Here is an 18189-nt window from a genome sequence, read left to right as displayed (position 1 = left end):
GGCGCGCGGGGGCTCGTTAGCCGGGACATGAACTCTTCCCAGCGTGTCCTCACCGCCCTCGCCCTCGCCGCCTCCGCCATCGGCATCGGAGCGGGCGCCGCCGCCGCGGCCGACCCCCTGGCGGGCGCGACCGGCCTGCTCGGTCCCGTCGGCGGCGTCGCCACCCAGTCCGACTCCCCCCTGGGCGCCGTCACGGACGCGGCGAACCCCGCCGCGCTCAGCACCGTCACCTCGGCGCTGCCCCTCTAAAGCACCCCGTTCGTCCCGCTCTCTCCCCGGCCGGCTCCGGGGCGGCGATCCGCCGCCCCGGAGCCGTCTTTTTCTGGTCCGAAAACAGTCGAACGCTGTGGCAGGATTCGAAACCTCAGTGGCGTGTGAAGTGCGCCGCCGAAGAGTCCCAGGGGGGATTTTCGATGAACATCATTCGTCGCCGTGCGCTCAAGGGCGCGCTCGTCGCCACCGCCGTCGCGGTCGCGACGGCGACCGTGGCCGGCACCGCCTCCGCGGAGGAGCTGCCGGTGCAGCCGACCTTCCCGATGTACGGCGTCCACAAGACGACGTCGGACCTGCGGGTGTGGTTCCCCAACTACACGGGCGGTCTCAGCGGGGAGACGTTCGACTACGACTTCTCCGACGTCGCCGACATCATCAGCGCCGACAACGACAACGACGGTTACCCCGAGGCCGATTGGACCCTCTACAAGAACGGGCGCCTGGACTTCTTCTCGACCGAAGGCACCGCTGAGGACGCGAACGTCATCGGCTGGGGCTGGAACACCTACACCACGGTCCTCTCGCCCGGTAACACCGGCGGGGCCAAGGAGGCCGACCTCATCGGCGTCGACAAGACCGGTGTGCTGTGGAGCTACCTCGCGTACCCGGATGGCAAGCTCACCCCCCGCGTGCGGGTCGGCGGCGGCTGGAACGCCTACAACCAGATCGCCGGCCAGGGCGACCTGACCGGTGACGGCAAGCCCGACATCGTCGCCAAGGAGAAGTCCACCGGCTACCTGTACCTCTACAAGGGCACGGGCAACTGGAAGGCCCCCTTCAGCGGCCGTACGAAGATCGGCCAGGGCTGGAACGCGTACGACCGTCTGATCTCGGTCGGCGACCTGAACGAGGACGGCAAGGCCGACCTGCTCGCCCGCAAGCCCAGCGGTGCGCTGATGCGCTACTACGGCACGGGCATCGCCGCGACGCCGTTCAAGGCGCCGGCTCAGATCGGCACCGGCTACCAGTCGTACAACCTGCTGTAGTCCCGGCACTTTGTCACGATGATTGGTCTGGACCTTGACAGGTCCAGACCAATCGCGCTTTTCTGGCTCTCCCCACCCGGATCCCCCACCGGAAGGACAGCCATGCTGCGAAGGCTGATCACTCTGATCGCCGCTCTCTGTACGGCAGTTGGACTCGCCGTACTGATCCCCTCCGCGACCGCCGGCGCGGCCCCCGCCTGCGTCGGAGCCTGGAACTCGGGCAGCGTCTACACCGGCGGCATGACCGCCTCGTACAACGGCCACAACTGGTACGCGAAGTGGTGGACCCAGAACGAGCGCCCCGGCTCCTCCGACGTCTGGCGCGACGAGGGCGTCTGCGGCACGGGCGGCGGCGGCACGGACCCGGACCCCTCCGGATTCGTCGTCTCCGAGGCCCAGTTCAACCAGATGTTCCCGAGCAGGAACCCCTTCTACACGTACAAGGGCCTCACCGACGCCCTGAAGTCCTACCCCGCCTTCGCCAAGACCGGCAGCGACACGGTGAAGAAGCAGGAGGCCGCGGCCTTCCTCGCGAACGTCTCCCACGAGACGGGCGGCCTCTACTACATCGTCGAGCAGAACACCGCGAACTACCCGCACTACTGCGACGCCAACCAGCCCTACGGCTGCCCCGCCGGCCAGGCCGCGTACTACGGCCGCGGCCCGATCCAGCTCTCCTGGAACTTCAACTACAAGGCGGCCGGCGACGCCCTCGGCATCGACCTGCTCAACAACCCGTGGCGCGTCGAGCAGGATCCGGCCGTCGCCATGCAGACCGGCCTCTGGTACTGGAACACCCAGAACGGCCCCGGCACGATGACCGCCCACAACGCCATGGTCAACGGCGCCGGCTTCGGCCAGACCATCTGGGCGATCAACGGCAGCCTGGAGTGCAACGGCGGCAACCCGGCCCAGGTGCAGAGCCGGGTCACCAAGTACCAGCAGTTCACCCAGATCCTGGGCGTCCCGGCCGGTGCGAACCTGTACTGCTAGACGCTGATCAGTCCTGCCAGGTCAGGAACGCGGTCCAGGCGGCGGGCTCCACGGCGAACGTGGGCCCGTCGCTGACCTTCGAGTCCCGGAGGTGGACGGCGTGGGCGCAGGTGGCTACCTGCTTCCGGTCGAACAGAGCCTTTCGTGCCATCCGGCTGATGACCAGCTCCTCCACCCGCTCCGGCGTCGGCTCCGGATGTCCGCCCGCGATCAGCGCCCGCGCGTACGCCTCCGTCTGGAACAGCTCGTGGACGACGTGGTTCGCGTACAGCCAGAGGGCGACGGCCTTCTGCTCGATCGGGGCGTACCCGCGGAACTGCTCGGGCAGTTTCTCCAGCCGTACGAGCGGGCGCATCTCCTCGAAGATGCCCGTGCCGCCGCCCAGGATGCGTTCGAGGTGGACCAGCATCTCGTCGCTCACCGGGTGGAGGAGGCGTTCCATCGCGCTGATCGCCGCGCCGCTGTAGCCCATCTGGGCGCCCAGCTGTTCCTGTGTCAGGCCCTTCTTCACCCGCATTCGCTTCGCCACTGCGGCGGCCATCCGCGCCGCGGGTCCCACGGTTTCCTTGTTCTCTTCTCGCGCCATCGCGATCCCCATCCGAACTCAACCGGTCTCAACCGGTCTCAACTGCTCCCCGCCGAATTCGACTGCCCACGAGGTGCGTTGGTGCAGGTCAAGGGGTTGCCGACGCGCCCTCCGCAGTCGTGGAAAACGCTAGCGGCGGCGCGGGAACATGTCCTCGTGAATGCAGAGAATCGGGAAGTAAACGCGGATTGGATTCCGGTCTCCGGATTCCAACTCCGGAAGGCGGGAGTGCAATTCGACGCCGTTCGCGTCGACGGTGAGGAGGGGCGCCGGCTCGCCGACCGGATAGAGGTGCTCACCGGGGGCGACCCCGGCCCGGTCGTCATCGAGGCGAACGGCCGGCGGGGGGTGTACTTCCTCGTGCCGCCGGGGTTGACGGCGCACCGGTCGTGGCCGCGCGGAGTGACGCGGTTCAACGCGGGTGCGAATCATGTGAGTTATGTGCCGGTGCCCGCGTTGACGGGGAGGACCTGGCCGCTCGCGTGGCGGTTCCCGCCGGCGGGGCCGGACCGGTTCGTGCACACGCTGCTGCTACGGAGTGCGGTGACGGAGCTGTTCGCGGACCCGTACGCGTATGCGGACACGACCGCCCGGGATCAGTGAAATTTTATTCTCGGCGCGCGGCGGCGGTATGCGCTTATTGTGCCGCCGTGACCGACTGGAACGGCATCGAAGCCGCTGACTACGCCATACCCGCCGACCGCGACCTGTCCGAACTGACAGGAGAGCTGTCCCGGGCGCTCGCGGATCCCGACCCGGGGGTCCGCGACGGGGCGGCCTACTCCGTCCTCGCGACCTGGATCGAGCGCGGGGTGATCGACGGGCCCCGACGGCTCGCCCTGGGCGACGAGATGGCGGCGCGGTTCGAGGACCCGGAGATCCAGGCCCGTACCTTCGCGCCGCTCGTACTCGACATGCTCGTGGGCAAGGGGGACGTCAGGCCGGAGTGGGTGGACGCGTTCGCGCGCTGGTACCCGGCGGAGGAGGACCTGCGGGGCCACGACGAGAAGCTCGGCTGGCTCCACGCGGTCGCGCACGGGGCGGACCTCCTCTGCGCGTTCGGGCGGCACGCCGAGGTGGACCCGGTGCGGATGCTGGACCTCGCCGCCGCGCGGCTGACGGCGCCGACCGCGCACGTGTGGGACCAGCTGGAGGACGACCGGCTGGCGCGGGCCGTCGCCCGTGTCCTGACCCGCCCCGACCTGAGCGAGTGCGACGCGACCGGATGGCTGGACGCGATCGCCGCGGAGTTCGGCGCCGACCGGATCGTCACGCCGGTGCCCGCCCAGGTCTCCAACTGCCTGCGCACGCTCCGCCTGCTGTACGTCCTCGCCGACCGGGGCGTACGCCCGCCGGCCGACCCGGGCGCGGCCCCGGAGCCCCTGACGCACGGCGAGGCGGTGAAGGCCCGCCTCGCCGAGGTCCTGGACCGCATCGTCAGGCGCTGATCAGGAGGGCTCGGGGTCGGCGTAGCGCGCGCTGACCGCCTCCAGCGCCCCCGAGAGCCGTTCCAGCACCCGTACCGTCTCGTCGAACGCCTCCTGGCCGCCCAGCTCCCGTGCGAGCAGGGCCGCCAGCTCCGCGTGGCCCGGGCCGATGCGGTCGATCGCCGCGTGGCCCGCCTCCGTGGGGGCGAGGAGCTTGGCGCGCCGGTGGGCCGGGTTCGGCTCGTAGGCCGCCAGGCCCTCCCGTACGAGCAGGTCCGCGATCCGCTGGACGCTCTGGCGCGTGATGCCCATGACGCGGGCGATCCCGGCGACGGGGAGCGGTTCGGGGAGGACGGCGCCGAGGACCTGCCACCAGGCGGCGGTCAGGCCGGCCGGTTCGGCCAGCTTCTCGGAGACGGCGAGGAACTGGCCGTTCAGGCGGAAGACGCCCAGAGCCGTACGGGAGAGGGCGTCCTGCTCCTGGCGGCTCACGAGTTCAGCTCGACGAAGGCCGCCGGGTCGGAGTCGTGGAAGAGGCGGTACCAGGCGTCGCGCTTGCCCTCGTACGCGCCCAGCCGGGCGAAGATCTCCCGGGCGAACGCGACAGGCTCCGTCGGGCCGGCCGTGATCAGGTCCCCGTCCGTCACCGCGTCCGCGTCGACGTAGTGCTCACCGCCCTTGTAGCCGGTGGCGGCGAGGTAGAACGAGACGGCGCTCGTGTGCGGGCGGTCGTCGAGCAGGCCCTCCTTCGCCAGGCCCGCCGTGGCGCCGCAGATCGCGGCGACCGGCACGCCGGCGTCGAGGAAGGCGCGGGCCTTGGCCGTGAAGGGGGCGAGCTCGTCGCCCTCGTCGTACTTCTCGGCGCCCGGAAGGATCAGCAGGGCGCTGTCCTCGGCGCGGAGGTCGGCGAGCGCGAGGTCGGGGACGATCCGGATTCCGGCGATCGTCGTGACGGGCTCTCCGGCGACCGGGCCGACGGTCCGGATCGTGTAGCCGGCGCGGGCGAGCCAGGCCGTGGCGTGGCCCGTCTCCCAGTCGGCGAGCGTGTCGTAGACGGCGAGATGAACGGTCTTGGTGTCGCTCTCGATTCCCATGACAGAAGACTGTCATGATGACAGCTTGCTGTCAATAAGGATGTGGCTTCCTCCGAGTCGCCGCCCGGGTCCAAAGCGGGACAGAGCAAGGTGTCGCGTCCCGCCCGGTCTCGGTGGACAAGATGGCCATGGCCCGCCCCACCTGCGATTCCTTACCCTCGACCGCATGACCCCTCATGTCGCCGCACCCGATCCCCAGGCCGGCGCGGCCGTCAAGGCCGCCGACCGCGCGCACGTCTTCCACTCCTGGTCCGCCCAGGGTCTGATCGACCCGCTCGCCGTCGCCGGCGCCGAGGGCTCGTACTTCTGGGACTACGACGGAAACCGCTACCTCGACTTCACCAGCGGTCTCGTCTACACGAACATCGGCTACCAGCACCCGAAGGTCGTCGCCGCGATCCAGGAGCAGGCCGGGAAGCTCGCGACCTTCGCGCCCGCCTTCGCCGTGGACGTCCGCTCCGAGGCCGCACGCCTCATCGCCGAGCGCACCCCGGGCGACCTGGACAAGATCTTCTTCACCAACGGCGGCGCCGAGGCCGTCGAGAACGCCGTCCGCATGGCCCGGCTGCACACCGGCCGTACGAAGGTGCTCTCCGCCTACCGCTCGTACCACGGCGCCACCTCCACCGCGATCAACCTCACCGGTGACCCGCGCCGCTGGCCCTCCGACACCGCCTCCGCCGGCGTCGTGCACTTCTGGGCGCCGTTCCTCTACCGCTCGCCCTTCTACTCCACCACCGAGGCGGAGGAGAGCGCGCGGGCCCTCCAGCACCTGGAGGACACGATCGCCTTCGAGGGTCCCGCGACCGTCGCCGCGATCATCCTGGAGACCGTGCCCGGCACCGCCGGCATCATGACCCCGCCGCCCGGCTACCTCGCCGGCGTCCGCGAGATCTGCGACAAGTACGGCATCGTCTTCATCCTCGACGAGGTCATGGCGGGCTTCGGCCGCACGGGCAAGTGGTTCGCCGCCGACCACTTCGACGTCGTGCCCGACCTGATGACCTTCGCCAAGGGCGTGAACTCCGGCTACGTGCCCCTCGGCGGCGTCGCCATCAACGCCGAGATCGCCGCTACCTTCGACAAGCGCGCCTACCCGGGCGGTCTGACCTACTCCGGTCACCCCCTGGCCTGCGCCGCCGCCGTCGCCACCATCCAGGTGATGGAGGACGAGAAGGTCGTCGAGAACGCCGCCCACATCGGCGAGAACGTCCTCGGCCCCGGCCTGCGCGAGCTCGCCGAGCGCCACCCGTCGGTCGGCGACGTCCGCGGCATGGGCGTCTTCTGGGCCCTTGAGCTGGTCAAGAACCGCGAGACGCGCGAGCCGCTCGTCCCGTACAACGCCGCCGGCGAGGCCGCCGCGCCGATGGCCGCCCTGGGCGCCGCGGCGAAGAAGAACGGCCTGTGGCCCTTCATCAACATGAACCGCACGCACGCCGTCCCCGCCTGCAACGTCTCCGAGGCGGAGGCCAAGGAGGGCCTCGCGGCCCTGGACGCGGCGCTGTCGGTGGCCGACGAGTACACCGCGTGACCGTCGGGTCGCGATAGCGGCATACGGGGAGGTTCCCTCCGTTTGGACTAGGGTGTCCGAAGCCGGACGGAGGGGGCCGACCACATGCCCGCGAGCGCAGCTGTCACCCGCAACACCCTGCGACAGCAGATCGCGGACGCGCTGCGTGACGAAGTGCTTGCCGGGCGTCTCCAGCCGGGCCAGGAGTTCACGGTCAAGCAGATCGCCGAGCAGTACGGGGTGTCCGCGACGCCCGTACGGGAAGCGCTCGTCGACCTCTGCGCACAGGGGCTCCTCGACTCCGACCAGCACCGCGGCTTCCGCGTCCACCAGTACTCGGTCGACGACTACCGGCGGATGGTCGAGGCCCGGATGCTCGTCGTCGACGGCATCTTCCGCCGCGACGCCGCCCTCGTGCCGCCCCGCTCCGCGACCACGGAACCCGACCTCGGGATCGGCGTCGCGCTCGTCTCCATACGGCGCAGGGGAGAGGCCGCGGCCCGCGCCGCCCGCGCCGGGGACCTCGACGTCCTCATCGGCTACGACATCCGCTACTGGCGCGAGCTGGCCCGCCTGGTCGCCGCCAACGACTACATCGCCGACTTCCTGCACCGGCTCCGCGTCCAGGCCTGGGTCTTCTCCGTGCCCTACCTGCGCTCCGAGCGGGAGATGCACGGCTGGCTGTGGAGCGGACACATCGACCTGGTGGACGCGATCACGCGCGGCGACGCGGAGGCGGCCGTCGCGGTCGTACGGGACTACAACACGCACTCGCTGGAGTGGGCCGACCGCCTGGACAGCCGCGCGCGCTGACGCGTCGGGGGACAGGCCCGGGTTGAGGCGGGGCCTCCCGGGGCAGTTCCTCAGCGGGTGGGAGTCGTCGGCCGTGCCGACTACCCTGGCCGTCCCTGCAACTGACGGAGAGCGAGCCTCCCTTGGCCTGTGACCTGTGGCTGGTCCCCCTTGTCGACCTGCTGTGCCACAGCCCCGACAACCCCTTCGCCGAAGAGATAGCGACGTACGACGCCGTGCTGAGCGCGGCCGGCCTGCCGACCGTGCCCGTCTACGCCTACATGCCGGGGCTCTCCGGTGACGTCGCCCCGATCGCGGGCTTCGACTACGAGGCCCTGCACTTCCTGCGCCGCGCGTACCTCCTCCAGGTGTGCGGGCTGCCGGTCGAGCCGGTCGGCGAGCTCGGCGGGGACTACGAGCAGCTCCTGGAGATGTTCGAGGCGACCGCCCAGCAGTCGCACCTCGTCTGGCACTACGACCACGCGGGCGCCTACGTGCCCGTCGACTTCCCCGCGCCGCTCTCCAGCGACGCGCTCCTGGAGGGCGGCGGCCCGCTCGGCTCCTCGTACGGGCTGCTGCGGGAGCTCGAATTCGTGGCGCCCTCGATCGGGATCGACCCGATGAACCCGCCGGCGACCCCGGTGCCGCCGGAGCGGCCGACCTCCCTGGAGGAGCCGGCCGGACCGATTCCGTACGACGACAGTCCCTTCGCGCGGGAGCGCCACGTGTGGCTGGGGCTGCACGCGGCGGCGACCCGGAGCCTCGCACAGGGCTCGATGATCATCCTCAGCTGAGCCCTGTGGCCGTGCGGCCCCGGACCCCCTAGGGCCTGTCCGGCGGATCATGGCCGGGGTCGCGGGGTCTGGCACGGCACCTCGCCGCGTTGCCGGAGCGCCCACATAGCTCCGCTATGTGGGCGCTCCGGCGCCTTGCGATGCACCGCACCAGACCCCGCGACCTGTCCGACCCTGATCCGCCGGACAGGCCCTAGCGGGCCTCCGGGGGCCGCTGGCGCGGCATGTTCGGACGGGTGCCGGGCAGCAGCGGGAAGCGGCCCGCCGGATGGGAGCTCTCCGTGCGCGCGGGCGCCACGCCCACCGACTGGAGCATGAGCGGCGCGGGGCCCGAGCGGAACTCGACCATCCAGTCCGCGGTCTCCGCCCGTACGAGCTCGGTCACGTCCTCCGAGAAGCGGCGCAGCACGCCCAGACATCGCTCGGCCGCCTCGCTGGCCGTGCCCTCCGTGGGGCCCAGGACCTCCCGGACGCTCTCCGACGCCCAGTCGAACTGGAGGGCCTGGAGACGGCGCTGCACGGCCTGTGCCGTCGCCACGTCCCGCATCCAGCCGGACGTCAGCCCGAAGTACCGGTCGCAGGCCACGCAGGCCGCGCCGAGCAGCAGGGACAGATAACCCCAGCCGGCCGCGCCCTCCGCCACCCCGGTCACGTCGAGCAGCGGCAGCGCGGCGCCCACGATCACCCCGGCGGCGGTGCCCACCCGCAGGATCCGGGCGCTGCGGCGCTTCCAGAGGCGGTCGGAGAGGTACCACTCCGCCGTGCGCAGGGCATGGGACTCGACCCAGCGGTACAGCTCGTCGAGCCGCTCGGCGGGCTCGCCCCAGTCGCCCAGCGGGAACGGCATGCCGGTGAGATCGCGGTCCGGCCGCTCTGTGTCCTCCGGGTTCTCCCCGGACTGACCCGGCTGCATGTCCGGCTGCTGGCTCACCGGGGGACTCCTCTGTTCAGCTCAGCGCGCGTGTCCTTCTGTGACGTGCGGTGCACGTGGTGCCTGCCCTTCCTACCGCCGAATGGTGGGCGGCGGGCCCGGAATCCCGGGATTTCCGCCCGCAAGAGGGTGTTGATCAGGTAGAGAAGCCCGCAGTTTCTCACCCGAAAGAGTGATGGAGGCAGGGCGGGCGGCGACCACGTAGGCTCGGGCTTACCCGACATACGGACGTACCGAACCTCAGGAGTGACCGTGATTCCCGGTGGTGGCCAGCCCAACATGCAGCAGCTTCTCCAGCAGGCCCAGAAGATGCAGCAGGACCTCGCCCGAGCCCAGGAGGAGCTGGCCGCGACCGAGGTCGAGGGCCAGGCGGGCGGCGGCCTGGTCAAGGCGACCGTCACCGGCTCCGGCGAGCTGCGCGGCCTCGTGATCGACCCCAAGGCGGTCGACCCCGAGGACACGGAGACGCTGGCCGACCTGGTCGTGGCCGCCGTGCACGCCGCCAACGAGAACGCGCAGCAGCTCCAGCAGGCCAAGCTGGGCCCCCTGGCGCAGGGCCTGGGCGGCATGCCGGGACTGGGCTTCTGACCCGTACGCCTTCAAAGGTGTACTTCCAGCCACTACCGTAAGAATCAAGCACCTCTGAGAAGGGCGTTCCGTTGTACGAAGGCGTGGTTCAGGACCTCATCGACGAACTGGGCAGGCTGCCCGGCGTCGGTCCCAAGAGCGCGCAGCGGATCGCCTTCCACATCCTCCAGGCGGAGCCCACCGACGTACGGCGGCTGGCGCACGCGCTCCTGGAGGTCAAGGAGAAGGTCAGGTTCTGCGCCGTCTGCGGCAACGTGGCACAGCAGGAGCAGTGCAACATCTGCCGGGACCCGCGGCGCGACCTCACCGTCATCTGCGTGGTCGAGGAGCCGAAGGACGTCGTCGCGATCGAGCGGACCCGCGAGTTCCGGGGGCGGTACCACGTCCTCGGCGGCGCGATCAGCCCGATCGAGGGCGTCGGACCGGACGACCTGCGCATCCGCGAGCTCCTGGCACGGCTCGCGGACGGCACGGTCACCGAGCTGATCCTCGCCACCGACCCGAACCTGGAGGGCGAGGCCACCGCGACGTACCTCGCGCGGATGATCAAGCCCATGGGGCTCAGGGTGACCCGGCTCGCGAGCGGGCTCCCCGTCGGCGGCGACCTCGAATACGCCGACGAGGTAACCCTCGGCCGTGCCTTCGAAGGACGGAGGCTGCTAGATGTATGACGACAGGGCCGGCGCGCTCTCAGGGAGGCTCCTCGATGTCTGACGCCACACTGCACTCCGTCACGCAGGATCCGGACGACTTCGCGGTCCAGATCTCCGATTCGATCGAGAGCTTCATCGTCGCGACCGCCGAGGTCGCCAAGGGCGACGAGCCGGACAGCGCGGTGCCCTTCCTGCTCCTGGAGATCTCCCAGCTCCTGCTCGCGGGCGGCCGGCTCGGCGCACACGAGGACATCGTCCCGGACGAGCGCTACGAGCCGGACACCGGTCCGGAGCCGGACGTCGACGACCTGCGCGAGCGGTTCGCCGCGATGCTCGACCCGGTGGACGTCTTCTCCGAGGTCTTCGACCCGTACGAGCCGCGCAAGGCCCCCGTCCCGGCCCGGATCTCCGACAACCTCGCCGACATCGTCACCGACCTCCGCCACGGCCTCGCCCACTACCGCGCGGGCCGCACCAGCGAGGCGCTGTGGTGGTGGCAGTTCTCGTACTTCTCCAACTGGGGCCCCACCGCCTCGGCCACCCTCCGCGCCCTCCAGTCCCTCGTCGCCCACGTCCGCCTCGACCAGCCCCTGGCCGAGCTGGACGGCCTCGACACGGACGAGGACCTGGCGGAGGAGGAACTCGCCGAGGAAGCGGGCCGCGTGATGCTGGAGGAGATCGCGGCGCCGCTGGGCCTGCGGTCGCTCAGGAAGTAGCGGACCGCTCCTGCTGCCCCCTGCCATCATGGGCCGATGACTGGGGGAGCAGACACGGGCCGGGCCGAGGCGTCCGGTGACCGGGCCGTCGCGGCGGGCGGGAACATCGGGCGCGTCAACACGGGGGACTTCGTCACCCAGGTCGAGCGCGCGACACTGCTGCCCCCGGAGGCGCTCACCGTCTCCCCTGACGGCCTGGTCCATCTCCCCGAGCGCACCAAGCTGTTCGTGGGCCGCGCCCGCGAACTCGCCGCGCTGAGCGAGGGCACGGGCGTCCAAGTCATCTGCGGACTCGGTGGCATCGGGAAGTCGACCCTCGCGGCGCGGTGGGTCGCGGACCGGACGGCCGACCACGCCGTCGTCTGGTGGATCACCGCCGAGACCCCCGCCGAACTCGACGCGGGCCTCGCCGACCTGGCACGGGCCATGCAGCCGGGCGTCGTGGGCGTCCTCCCCGAAGAAGCCCTGCGTGAGCGGGCGTTGCAGTGGCTGGCCAACAACGACGACTGGCTCCTCGTCCTCGACAACGTCTCCGCCCCCGCCGACCTGCGCCCGTTGCTGGCGAGGGTGGGGAACGGCCGGATCGTCGTCACCTCGCGGCGGGCGAGCGGCTGGCAGGACATCGGGCGGACGGTGGTCCTGGACGTCCTCGGAGCGGCGGAGGCGGCGGAGCTTTTCACGGGTGTGTGCGACGCCGACGACGGACTCGGCGAACTCTGCTCGGAACTGGGCTACTTGCCGCTGGCGCTGAGGCAGGCGGCCGCGTACTGCGCGGAGGCCGGCATCACCCCGCGTACGTACCTGGGACTGCTCGCCGCGTACCCGGGCGAGATGTTCGCGGCGATGGCGGAGGGGGGCGAGGCGGCGCGGACGCTGGCGCGGGTGTGGCAGGTGACGTTGGAGCGGCTCAAGGACACCCCGGCTGCCGAGGTCGTGCTCCGGATCATCGCCTGGTGGGCGCCCGAGGGGATCTCCCGGCGGCTCTTCGAATCGCTGGGGACACCGCTGGAGTTCACGGAGGCCGTGCGGCGGCTGGCCGCGCACAGCATGATCACGCTCAGCGGCGGGGAGCTGACCGTCCACCGGCTGGTGCAGGCGGTGGTCAGAGCGGGACCGGCGGAGGTGACGGGGGTGGCGCGCGAGTTGGCCACGTGTCTGCTGTACGACGCCCTGTCGCAGTCGGAGATCGGCGCGGACCGGCACATCGTGGGGCACGTGGAGGCGCTGGCCGGACACACTGATCCGGCGGACGACAGCGCGGTGGCGGCCGAACTGTTCCAGCTGGCCGGAGTGCACTTCGGCATGGGTACGGCCGTCAGCCGGGCCCTGCCTCTGTGCGAGCGGGCGCTGCGCTCCTTCCACCGGACCCACGGCCCGGACCATCCGCGGACGCTGCTGGCGATGCAGACCCTCGCCCTGAACCTGGACATGATGGACGGCGCCCAGGCGGCCGCGGAACTCCTGACGGAGGGCCTTGCGGGCCAGCTGCGTGTCGCCGGGCCCGACGATCCCCGCACGCTGTCCACCCGGGGGCACCTGGCCCGCGTGCTGCGGAAGAACGAACCGGAGCGGGCGAAGGAGCTGTTCCAGGAGAACGCCGCGCACTGCCATCGCATCCTGGGACCGAGGCATCCGCAGACCATCTTCGCCCGGTACGAACTGCTCGGAGTCGTGCCCGGTCAACGCATGGACGTGACGGCGCTGGAGGTGCTGGTCGCCGATGCCGAGCGGGCGTCGCCCGAGGATCCCCTCATGTGCGACACCATCAGACGCGCCCTGATCCTGGAGCTCGCGGCCTCCGGGGAGACCGAGCGCGCCGTCGCGCTCGCGGCGGACGCCATCGCGATATCCAGTCGCCGCTACGGCGCCGAGGACTCGCGCACCTTCATGTCGCGCCTCGTCGAGGTCCACGTCCTCCAGCAGAGCGGACAGACGGAGCGTGCCGGAGCCCTGAAGGCCGCGCTCCTGGCGGACTGCCTCAGGGTGGTCGGGGAATGCGAACTGACCGCACTCCTGCGGAAGATGGAGCCCTGACCCCTCGCGCTGTCATCATGGACGCATGGCAGCGCAGACGCAGAGACGGTCGAAGGCATTGCTGTGGAGCGGCGCCGGTGTCGGTGTCGTCGGGATCGGCGCGCTGATCGCCGTCGCGGCCACCGACCTGGGGAAGGCCGACCAGCTCGCGAGCGTCATCGGTGCGGTACTGGCGGCGGTCGGCCTCGGGCTCACGCTCTGGGGGCAGTACGGGGGTGCGGCGGCGCCCGCACCGGCGCCCGCACCGGCACCGGCCGCCCCGGTCGTGACCGCCTCCGGCCCCGGCTCCGTCGCCGCCGGCGGGAACATCGGGTCCGTCGCTACGGGCAGCGGTACGAGCCCGGCACCGGCCCCGGCCCCGGCACCCACCGCCACCCCATCCTCCGCGCCCGCCCCGGGCTCCGTCGCCGCCTCCGGTGACCGTTCCGTCGCCGCGGGGGGCGACATCGGCTCCGTATCGACCGGCGACGCGTGAGCGAGGGCGTCTCCGCGTCGGGGGAGCGGTCCGTCGCCGCCGGTGGGGATATCGGGTGGGTGCACACCGGCGACCGGGTGACCGCGCTGCCGCCCGAGGCGCTCGGGCCGGTGGTCTGTCCGCCCGGGCTCGTCAACGTGCCCCGCAAGGCCGCCCACTTCGTCGGGCGCGGCGAGGAGGGCGAGCTGCTCGACCGGGAGGCGGAGACCGTCGTGATCTCCGGCCTCGGCGGGGTCGGCAAGTCCTCGCTCGCCGCCCGCTGGGCCCTCCGGCAGGCGGCCGACCGCAACCCCGTCTGGTGGATCACCGCCGAGAGCCGCGCCGACGTGGACGCCGGGCTCGCGGGCCTCGCCGCCGCGATGCAGCCCGCGCTGATCGACGTACTCCCGCAAGAGGCCCTGCGTGAGCGGGCGTTGCAGTGGCTGTCGGCGCACGACGGCTGGCTGCTCGTCCTCGACAACGTCACCGATCCCGGGGACGTGGCGGGCCTGCTGGCCAGAACCGGCGGCCGGGGGCGGGTCGTCGTCACGAGCCGGACGACGGACGCCTGGTACGGGATCGGGCGCGTCCTCACGCTGCCCGTCCTGCCGGCCGCCGACGCCGTCGAGCTCTTCACCCGCGTCGCCACCCACGCGGGCCCCCGCGACACCACCGGCGCCGAGCGGCTCTGCGAGACCCTCGGGCAGCTGCCGCTGGCCGTCGAGATCGCCGCCGCGTACTGCGGGCGCACGGCCACGCCCCCGCTCGACTACCTGGCGGAGCTGGGTGGCCGGCCCGGGGACGCGGAGGCGGCGGTCGCGCGGACCTTGCGCGTCACGCTGGACCGGCTCGCCGCCTCGGATCCGCGAGCCGGGGAACTCCTGCGACTGCTGGCCTGGTTCGGTCCGGACCGGATCCCCGCTCTGCTCCTGCCGACGGGCGCGCGTCACGCGCTGGGGGAACTGGCGGCGCACAGCATGGTCACGCTCCACGAGGACGGCTCGGTGTCGGTGCACCGGCTGGTCCAGGCGGTGGCGCGGCGGCCGGATCCGGAGGACCCGCACCGGGAGCCGGGGCTGATCGCTCGGGCCTGGCTGGCGGCCGAGACGGCGCTCGGAGACGCTGCGCCGCGGGACGTCCCGAACCCGGCCAGCTGGGAGACGTACCGCGGGCTGATGCCGCACGTCGAGGCGTATCTGAGGTGCACCGATCCGGCGGGCGACGGCGAGCGGCTGCTCGGAGCGTTGGTCTCGGTCGGTACGTATCTCGTGCTCAGCGGGTTGCCCGAGGTGGCGTTCGGCGTGTTCGAGCGGGCGGTGGCCGGTAGCGAGCGGCTGTACGGACCGACCCATCCGTTCACCCTGGGGGCGCACGGCGCGCTGCTCACGGTCTCCGGCTCGGCGAGAAGCCGGGAAGAGCTGATCGAGCGGGTGGCCGAGGTGGTGCGCGTCATGACCGAGGTGCTCGGAGCCGATGAGAGGGGCACGCTCTTGGCGCGGAGAGTTCTCGCGCAGGCTCACCGGCGGGCAGGGCGGGTCGACGAGGCGATCGCCATGCACGAGGGCTTGGTGGCGGACCTGATCCGTGTCGTGGGCGCGGGCCATCAGGAAACGCTGGGGGGGTTGGTCGAACTCGCCGGGAGCTACGAGGCCGCGAACCGGACCTCCGAAGCCGTCGCGACGTGCTCGTACGCGGTGGACGGGCTGCGGGCGCTCCTCGGTGAGGACTCTGTGGAGACCCTGGAAGCACGGGTCGTCCTGGCCGGACTGCGCGCGATCGACGGGGCGACCGACGAGGCCCTGGCCGAGTACCGGGAGCTGCTGCCCGTCCTCGTACGCGTCCTCGGGGAGCACCACCCCTACACACTCCTCGTGGCGAAAGGCCTCGCGGAGCTGCCCGAGTGATCACTCCCTGAGCGGCCCGTCTCACCATCCGATATCACGCTGGCGTTTCCAGGTCCCTCGTTAGACTGAGCCGATCGCAGCGCCGGCTGCGGCACACACTGAGCGAGGAGCGCACGTGGGCCTTGTCGTGCAGAAGTACGGAGGCTCCTCCGTTGCCGATGCCGAAGGCATCAAGCGCGTCGCCAAGCGGATCGTGGATGCCAAGAAGAACGGCCACCAGGTGGTCGTCGTGGTTTCCGCGATGGGCGACACGACGGACGAGTTGATCGATCTCGCCGAGCAGGTATCCCCGATCCCTGCCGGACGTGAGTTCGACATGCTGCTGACCGCCGGAGAGCGGATCTCCATGGCTCTGCTGGCCATGGCGATCAAAAACCTGGGCCACGAGGCCCAGTCGTTCACGGGCAGCCAGGCAGGTGTCATCACCGACTCGGTCCACAACAAAGCGCGCATCATCGATGTCACGCCGGGCCGGATCCGCACCGCCCTCGACGAGGGCAACATCGCCATCGTCGCCGGCTTCCAGGGTGTGTCGCAGGACAAGAAGGACATCACCACGCTCGGCCGTGGCGGTTCCGACACCACGGCCGTGGCGCTCGCCGCCGCGCTCGACGCCGAGGTCTGCGAGATCTACACCGACGTGGACGGCGTCTTCACGGCCGACCCGCGCGTCGTGAAGAAGGCGAAGAAGATCGACTGGATCTCCTTCGAGGACATGCTGGAGCTCGCCGCCTCCGGCTCCAAGGTGCTGCTGCACCGGTGCGTCGAGTACGCGCGCCGCTACAACATCCCGATCCACGTCCGCTCCTCCTTCTCGGGGCTGCAGGGCACGTGGGTCAGCAACGAACCGCAAGGAGCCCAGAAGGTGGAGCAGGCCATCATCTCGGGTGTCGCCCACGACACCTCCGAGGCGAAGATCACCGTTGTCGGCGTGCCGGACAAGCCGGGTGAGGCCGCGGCCATCTTCCGTGCCGTCGCGGACGCCGAGATCAACATCGACATGATCGTGCAGAACGTGTCCGCCGCCTCCACCGGTCTGACGGACATCTCCTTCACCCTCCCCAAGGCCGAGGGCCGCAAGGCCATCGACGCCCTGGAGAAGGCGAAGGGCGCGATCGGCTTCGACTCGCTCCGCTACGACGACCAGATCGGCAAGATCTCCCTGGTCGGCGCCGGTATGAAGACCAACCCGGGCGTCACCGCGGACTTCTTCAAGGCGCTCTCCGACGCCGGTGTGAACATCGAGCTCATCTCGACCTCCGAGATCCGCATCTCGGTCGTCACCCGCGCCGACGACGTCAACGAGGCCGTGCGCGCCGTCCACTCCGCCTTCGGTCTGGACAGCGACTCGGACGAGGCCGTCGTCTATGGAGGCACCGGCCGATGACGTCGAAGCCGACGCTCGCGGTCGTCGGTGCGACCGGAGCCGTCGGCTCGGCGATGCTCCAGATGCTCACGCACCACGCGGACGTCTGGGGCGAGATACGCCTGTTCGACTCCCCGGGGGCGGCCGGCTCCAAGGCCGCCGTCCGCGGGGAGGAGTGCGAGGTCCTCGCGCTCGGCGAGGGCTCCGAGGAGTCCTTCGACGGCGTCGACCTGGCGCTCTTCCTCGTGCCCGAGGCGGTCGCGGCCCGGTGGGCGCCCATCGCCGTCGCCAAGGGCGCGGTCGTCGTGGACACCTCCACGGCCTTCCGGGGCGACCCGGACGTGCCGCTCGTCGTCCCCGAGGTCAATCCGCACGCGGCGCGCGTACGCCCCCGGGGCATCGTCGCGAGCCCCGGCTGCACCACGCTCGCGCTGATCGCCGCCGTGGGCGCCCTGCACGCCGAGTTCGGGGTCGCCGAACTGGTCGTCACCGCCCAGCAGGCGGCGAGCGGCGCCGGTGCCGGGCAGGCGGGCGTCGACGCGCTCCGCGCGCAGCTGGGCCTGGTGGCCGGCGACGGCGAACTGGGCACGCAGCCCGGTGACGTACGCCGGGCCGTCGGCGAGGACGCCGGGCCCTTCCCCGGTCCTCTCGCGCTCAACGTCCTGCCCTGGTCGGGCACGGCCGGCGAGGACGGCGCTTCCTCGGAGGAGGAGCGCGTCAGGGACGAGACCCGCAGGGTCCTCGGGCTTCCGGGGCTGCGGATCGCCGTCACCTGCCTGCGCGTTCCCGTCGTGACCGGCCACTCCGTCTCCGTCCACGCGCGGTTCGAACACCCCGTCACCGTCGGGCGCGCGCACGAGGTCCTGGCGACCTCGCCGGGGGTCGTGCTCTACGACGATCCCGCCGCGGGCGACTTCCCCACGCCGGCCGACGTCGTCGGCACCGATCCCGCGTGGGTCGGACGGGTGCGGCGCTCCATGGACGACGAGCGCGCGCTGGATTTCTTCGTCTGCGCCGACAACCTCCGCAAGGGCGCCGCCCTCAATGCGCTCCAGATCGCGGAATCGGTTGTCACGGATTTGTAGGAT

Annotated in this window: 20 protein-coding genes; 16 read left to right on the top strand and 4 right to left on the bottom strand. The window is 71.4% G+C overall.

Translation table 11 applies throughout. The features are described 5' to 3' along the window. The first annotated feature begins 27 nt into the window (after positions 1-27). From ASC82_RS26655 to ASC82_RS26645, 3 genes are all read left to right on the top strand, one after another. Positions 28-249 (top strand): hypothetical protein, encoded by a 222-nt coding sequence (locus ASC82_RS26655; protein WP_056653074.1) that lies wholly within the window; start codon positions 28-30, stop codon positions 247-249. A gap of 164 nt (positions 250-413) precedes the next feature. Further along, positions 414-1259 (top strand): VCBS repeat-containing protein, encoded by an 846-nt coding sequence (locus ASC82_RS26650; RefSeq protein WP_056653071.1) that lies wholly within the window; start codon positions 414-416, stop codon positions 1257-1259. Between the two features lie 102 nt (positions 1260-1361). Beyond that, a complete protein-coding gene (locus tag ASC82_RS26645) occupies positions 1362-2252 on the top strand; it encodes a glycoside hydrolase family 19 protein (protein WP_056653068.1) in 891 nt (296 codons plus the stop codon). A gap of 7 nt (positions 2253-2259) precedes the next feature. Here ASC82_RS26645 and ASC82_RS26640 read toward each other — a convergent pair whose 3' ends face one another. Continuing rightward, a complete protein-coding gene (locus ASC82_RS26640; RefSeq protein ID WP_079039547.1) occupies positions 2260-2838 on the bottom strand; it encodes a Scr1 family TA system antitoxin-like transcriptional regulator in 579 nt (192 codons plus the stop codon). Between the two features lie 156 nt (positions 2839-2994). On the opposite strand from ASC82_RS26640, the gene ASC82_RS26635 reads away from it, so the two are divergent. Together ASC82_RS26635 and ASC82_RS26630 are read left to right on the top strand one after the other, a co-directional pair. Further along, positions 2995-3441, top strand: coding sequence for a hypothetical protein (locus ASC82_RS26635; protein ID WP_056653065.1), 447 nt, complete (start codon positions 2995-2997; stop codon positions 3439-3441). Positions 3442-3488: 47 nt separating this feature from the next. Continuing rightward, on the top strand, positions 3489-4286 hold the full coding sequence (locus ASC82_RS26630) for a DUF2785 domain-containing protein (protein ID WP_056653062.1): 798 nt from the start codon (positions 3489-3491) through the stop codon (positions 4284-4286). Here the strand turns inward: ASC82_RS26630 and ASC82_RS26625 are convergent, their stop codons facing one another. Together ASC82_RS26625 and ASC82_RS26620 are read right to left on the bottom strand one after the other, a co-directional pair. Further along, positions 4287-4757: a helix-turn-helix domain-containing protein gene (locus tag ASC82_RS26625; RefSeq protein ID WP_056653059.1), complete on the bottom strand. Its 471-nt coding sequence runs from the start codon at positions 4755-4757 to the stop codon at positions 4287-4289. After that, on the bottom strand, positions 4754-5359 hold the full coding sequence (locus ASC82_RS26620; RefSeq protein ID WP_056653053.1) for a DJ-1/PfpI family protein: 606 nt from the start codon (positions 5357-5359) through the stop codon (positions 4754-4756). Before ASC82_RS26620 ends, ASC82_RS26625 begins: the two co-directional genes overlap by 4 nt. Positions 5360-5525: 166 nt before the next feature. Here ASC82_RS26620 and ASC82_RS26615 point away from each other — a divergent pair, with 166 nt between their 5' ends. The 3 genes from ASC82_RS26615 to ASC82_RS26605 all read left to right on the top strand — a co-directional run bounded on the left by ASC82_RS26615 (position 5526) and on the right by ASC82_RS26605 (position 8455). After that, positions 5526-6890: an aspartate aminotransferase family protein gene (locus ASC82_RS26615; protein WP_056653050.1), complete on the top strand. Its 1365-nt coding sequence runs from the start codon at positions 5526-5528 to the stop codon at positions 6888-6890. Positions 6891-6974: 84 nt separating this feature from the next. Next, a complete protein-coding gene (locus tag ASC82_RS26610; protein ID WP_056653047.1) occupies positions 6975-7682 on the top strand; it encodes a GntR family transcriptional regulator in 708 nt (235 codons plus the stop codon). A gap of 122 nt (positions 7683-7804) precedes the next feature. Further along, complete coding sequence (locus tag ASC82_RS26605) at positions 7805-8455, top strand: hypothetical protein (RefSeq protein WP_056653044.1); 651 nt, start codon at positions 7805-7807, stop codon at positions 8453-8455. Between the two features lie 193 nt (positions 8456-8648). Here the strand turns inward: ASC82_RS26605 and ASC82_RS26600 are convergent, their stop codons facing one another. Further along, positions 8649-9368 carry an SLATT domain-containing protein gene (locus tag ASC82_RS26600; RefSeq protein WP_056654268.1) on the bottom strand — a complete coding sequence of 240 codons (720 nt, stop codon included), beginning with the start codon at positions 9366-9368 and terminating at the stop codon, positions 8649-8651. A gap of 270 nt (positions 9369-9638) precedes the next feature. Between ASC82_RS26600 and ASC82_RS26595 the strand changes: the two genes are divergently transcribed. From ASC82_RS26595 to ASC82_RS26560, 8 genes are all read left to right on the top strand, one after another. Then, the gene (locus ASC82_RS26595) at positions 9639-9974 is read left to right on the top strand and encodes a YbaB/EbfC family nucleoid-associated protein (RefSeq protein WP_024760124.1); all 336 of its coding nucleotides are present in this window, start codon (positions 9639-9641) and stop codon (positions 9972-9974) included. A gap of 71 nt (positions 9975-10045) precedes the next feature. Then, on the top strand, positions 10046-10645 hold the full coding sequence (gene recR / locus ASC82_RS26590; RefSeq protein WP_024760125.1) for a recombination mediator RecR: 600 nt from the start codon (positions 10046-10048) through the stop codon (positions 10643-10645). Positions 10646-10680: 35 nt separating this feature from the next. Beyond that, the gene (locus ASC82_RS26585; protein WP_056653041.1) at positions 10681-11343 is read left to right on the top strand and encodes a DUF5063 domain-containing protein; all 663 of its coding nucleotides are present in this window, start codon (positions 10681-10683) and stop codon (positions 11341-11343) included. Positions 11344-11379: 36 nt separating this feature from the next. Beyond that, entirely contained in the window at positions 11380-13377 is a 1998-nt protein-coding gene (locus ASC82_RS26580; protein WP_056653039.1) for a tetratricopeptide repeat protein, read from the top strand. A gap of 25 nt (positions 13378-13402) precedes the next feature. Next, the gene (locus tag ASC82_RS31430; protein ID WP_277914796.1) at positions 13403-13852 is read left to right on the top strand and encodes a hypothetical protein; all 450 of its coding nucleotides are present in this window, start codon (positions 13403-13405) and stop codon (positions 13850-13852) included. Further along, positions 13849-15735, top strand: coding sequence for a tetratricopeptide repeat protein (locus tag ASC82_RS26570; protein ID WP_157863506.1), 1887 nt, complete (start codon positions 13849-13851; stop codon positions 15733-15735). The genes ASC82_RS31430 and ASC82_RS26570 overlap by 4 nt, the downstream gene beginning before the upstream one ends. Before the next feature lie 115 nt (positions 15736-15850). Next, positions 15851-17122: an aspartate kinase gene (locus ASC82_RS26565; RefSeq protein ID WP_056653030.1), complete on the top strand. Its 1272-nt coding sequence runs from the start codon at positions 15851-15853 to the stop codon at positions 17120-17122. Further along, on the top strand, positions 17119-18186 hold the full coding sequence (locus ASC82_RS26560; protein ID WP_056653027.1) for an aspartate-semialdehyde dehydrogenase: 1068 nt from the start codon (positions 17119-17121) through the stop codon (positions 18184-18186). Before ASC82_RS26565 ends, ASC82_RS26560 begins: the two co-directional genes overlap by 4 nt. Positions 18187-18189 lie beyond the last annotated feature (3 nt).

It is taken from the genome of Streptomyces sp. Root431, assembly GCF_001426585.1.
Classification (GTDB): domain Bacteria; phylum Actinomycetota; class Actinomycetes; order Streptomycetales; family Streptomycetaceae; genus Streptomyces; species Streptomyces stackebrandtii.
This window is presented reverse-complemented; position numbering and strand designations above follow the sequence as displayed.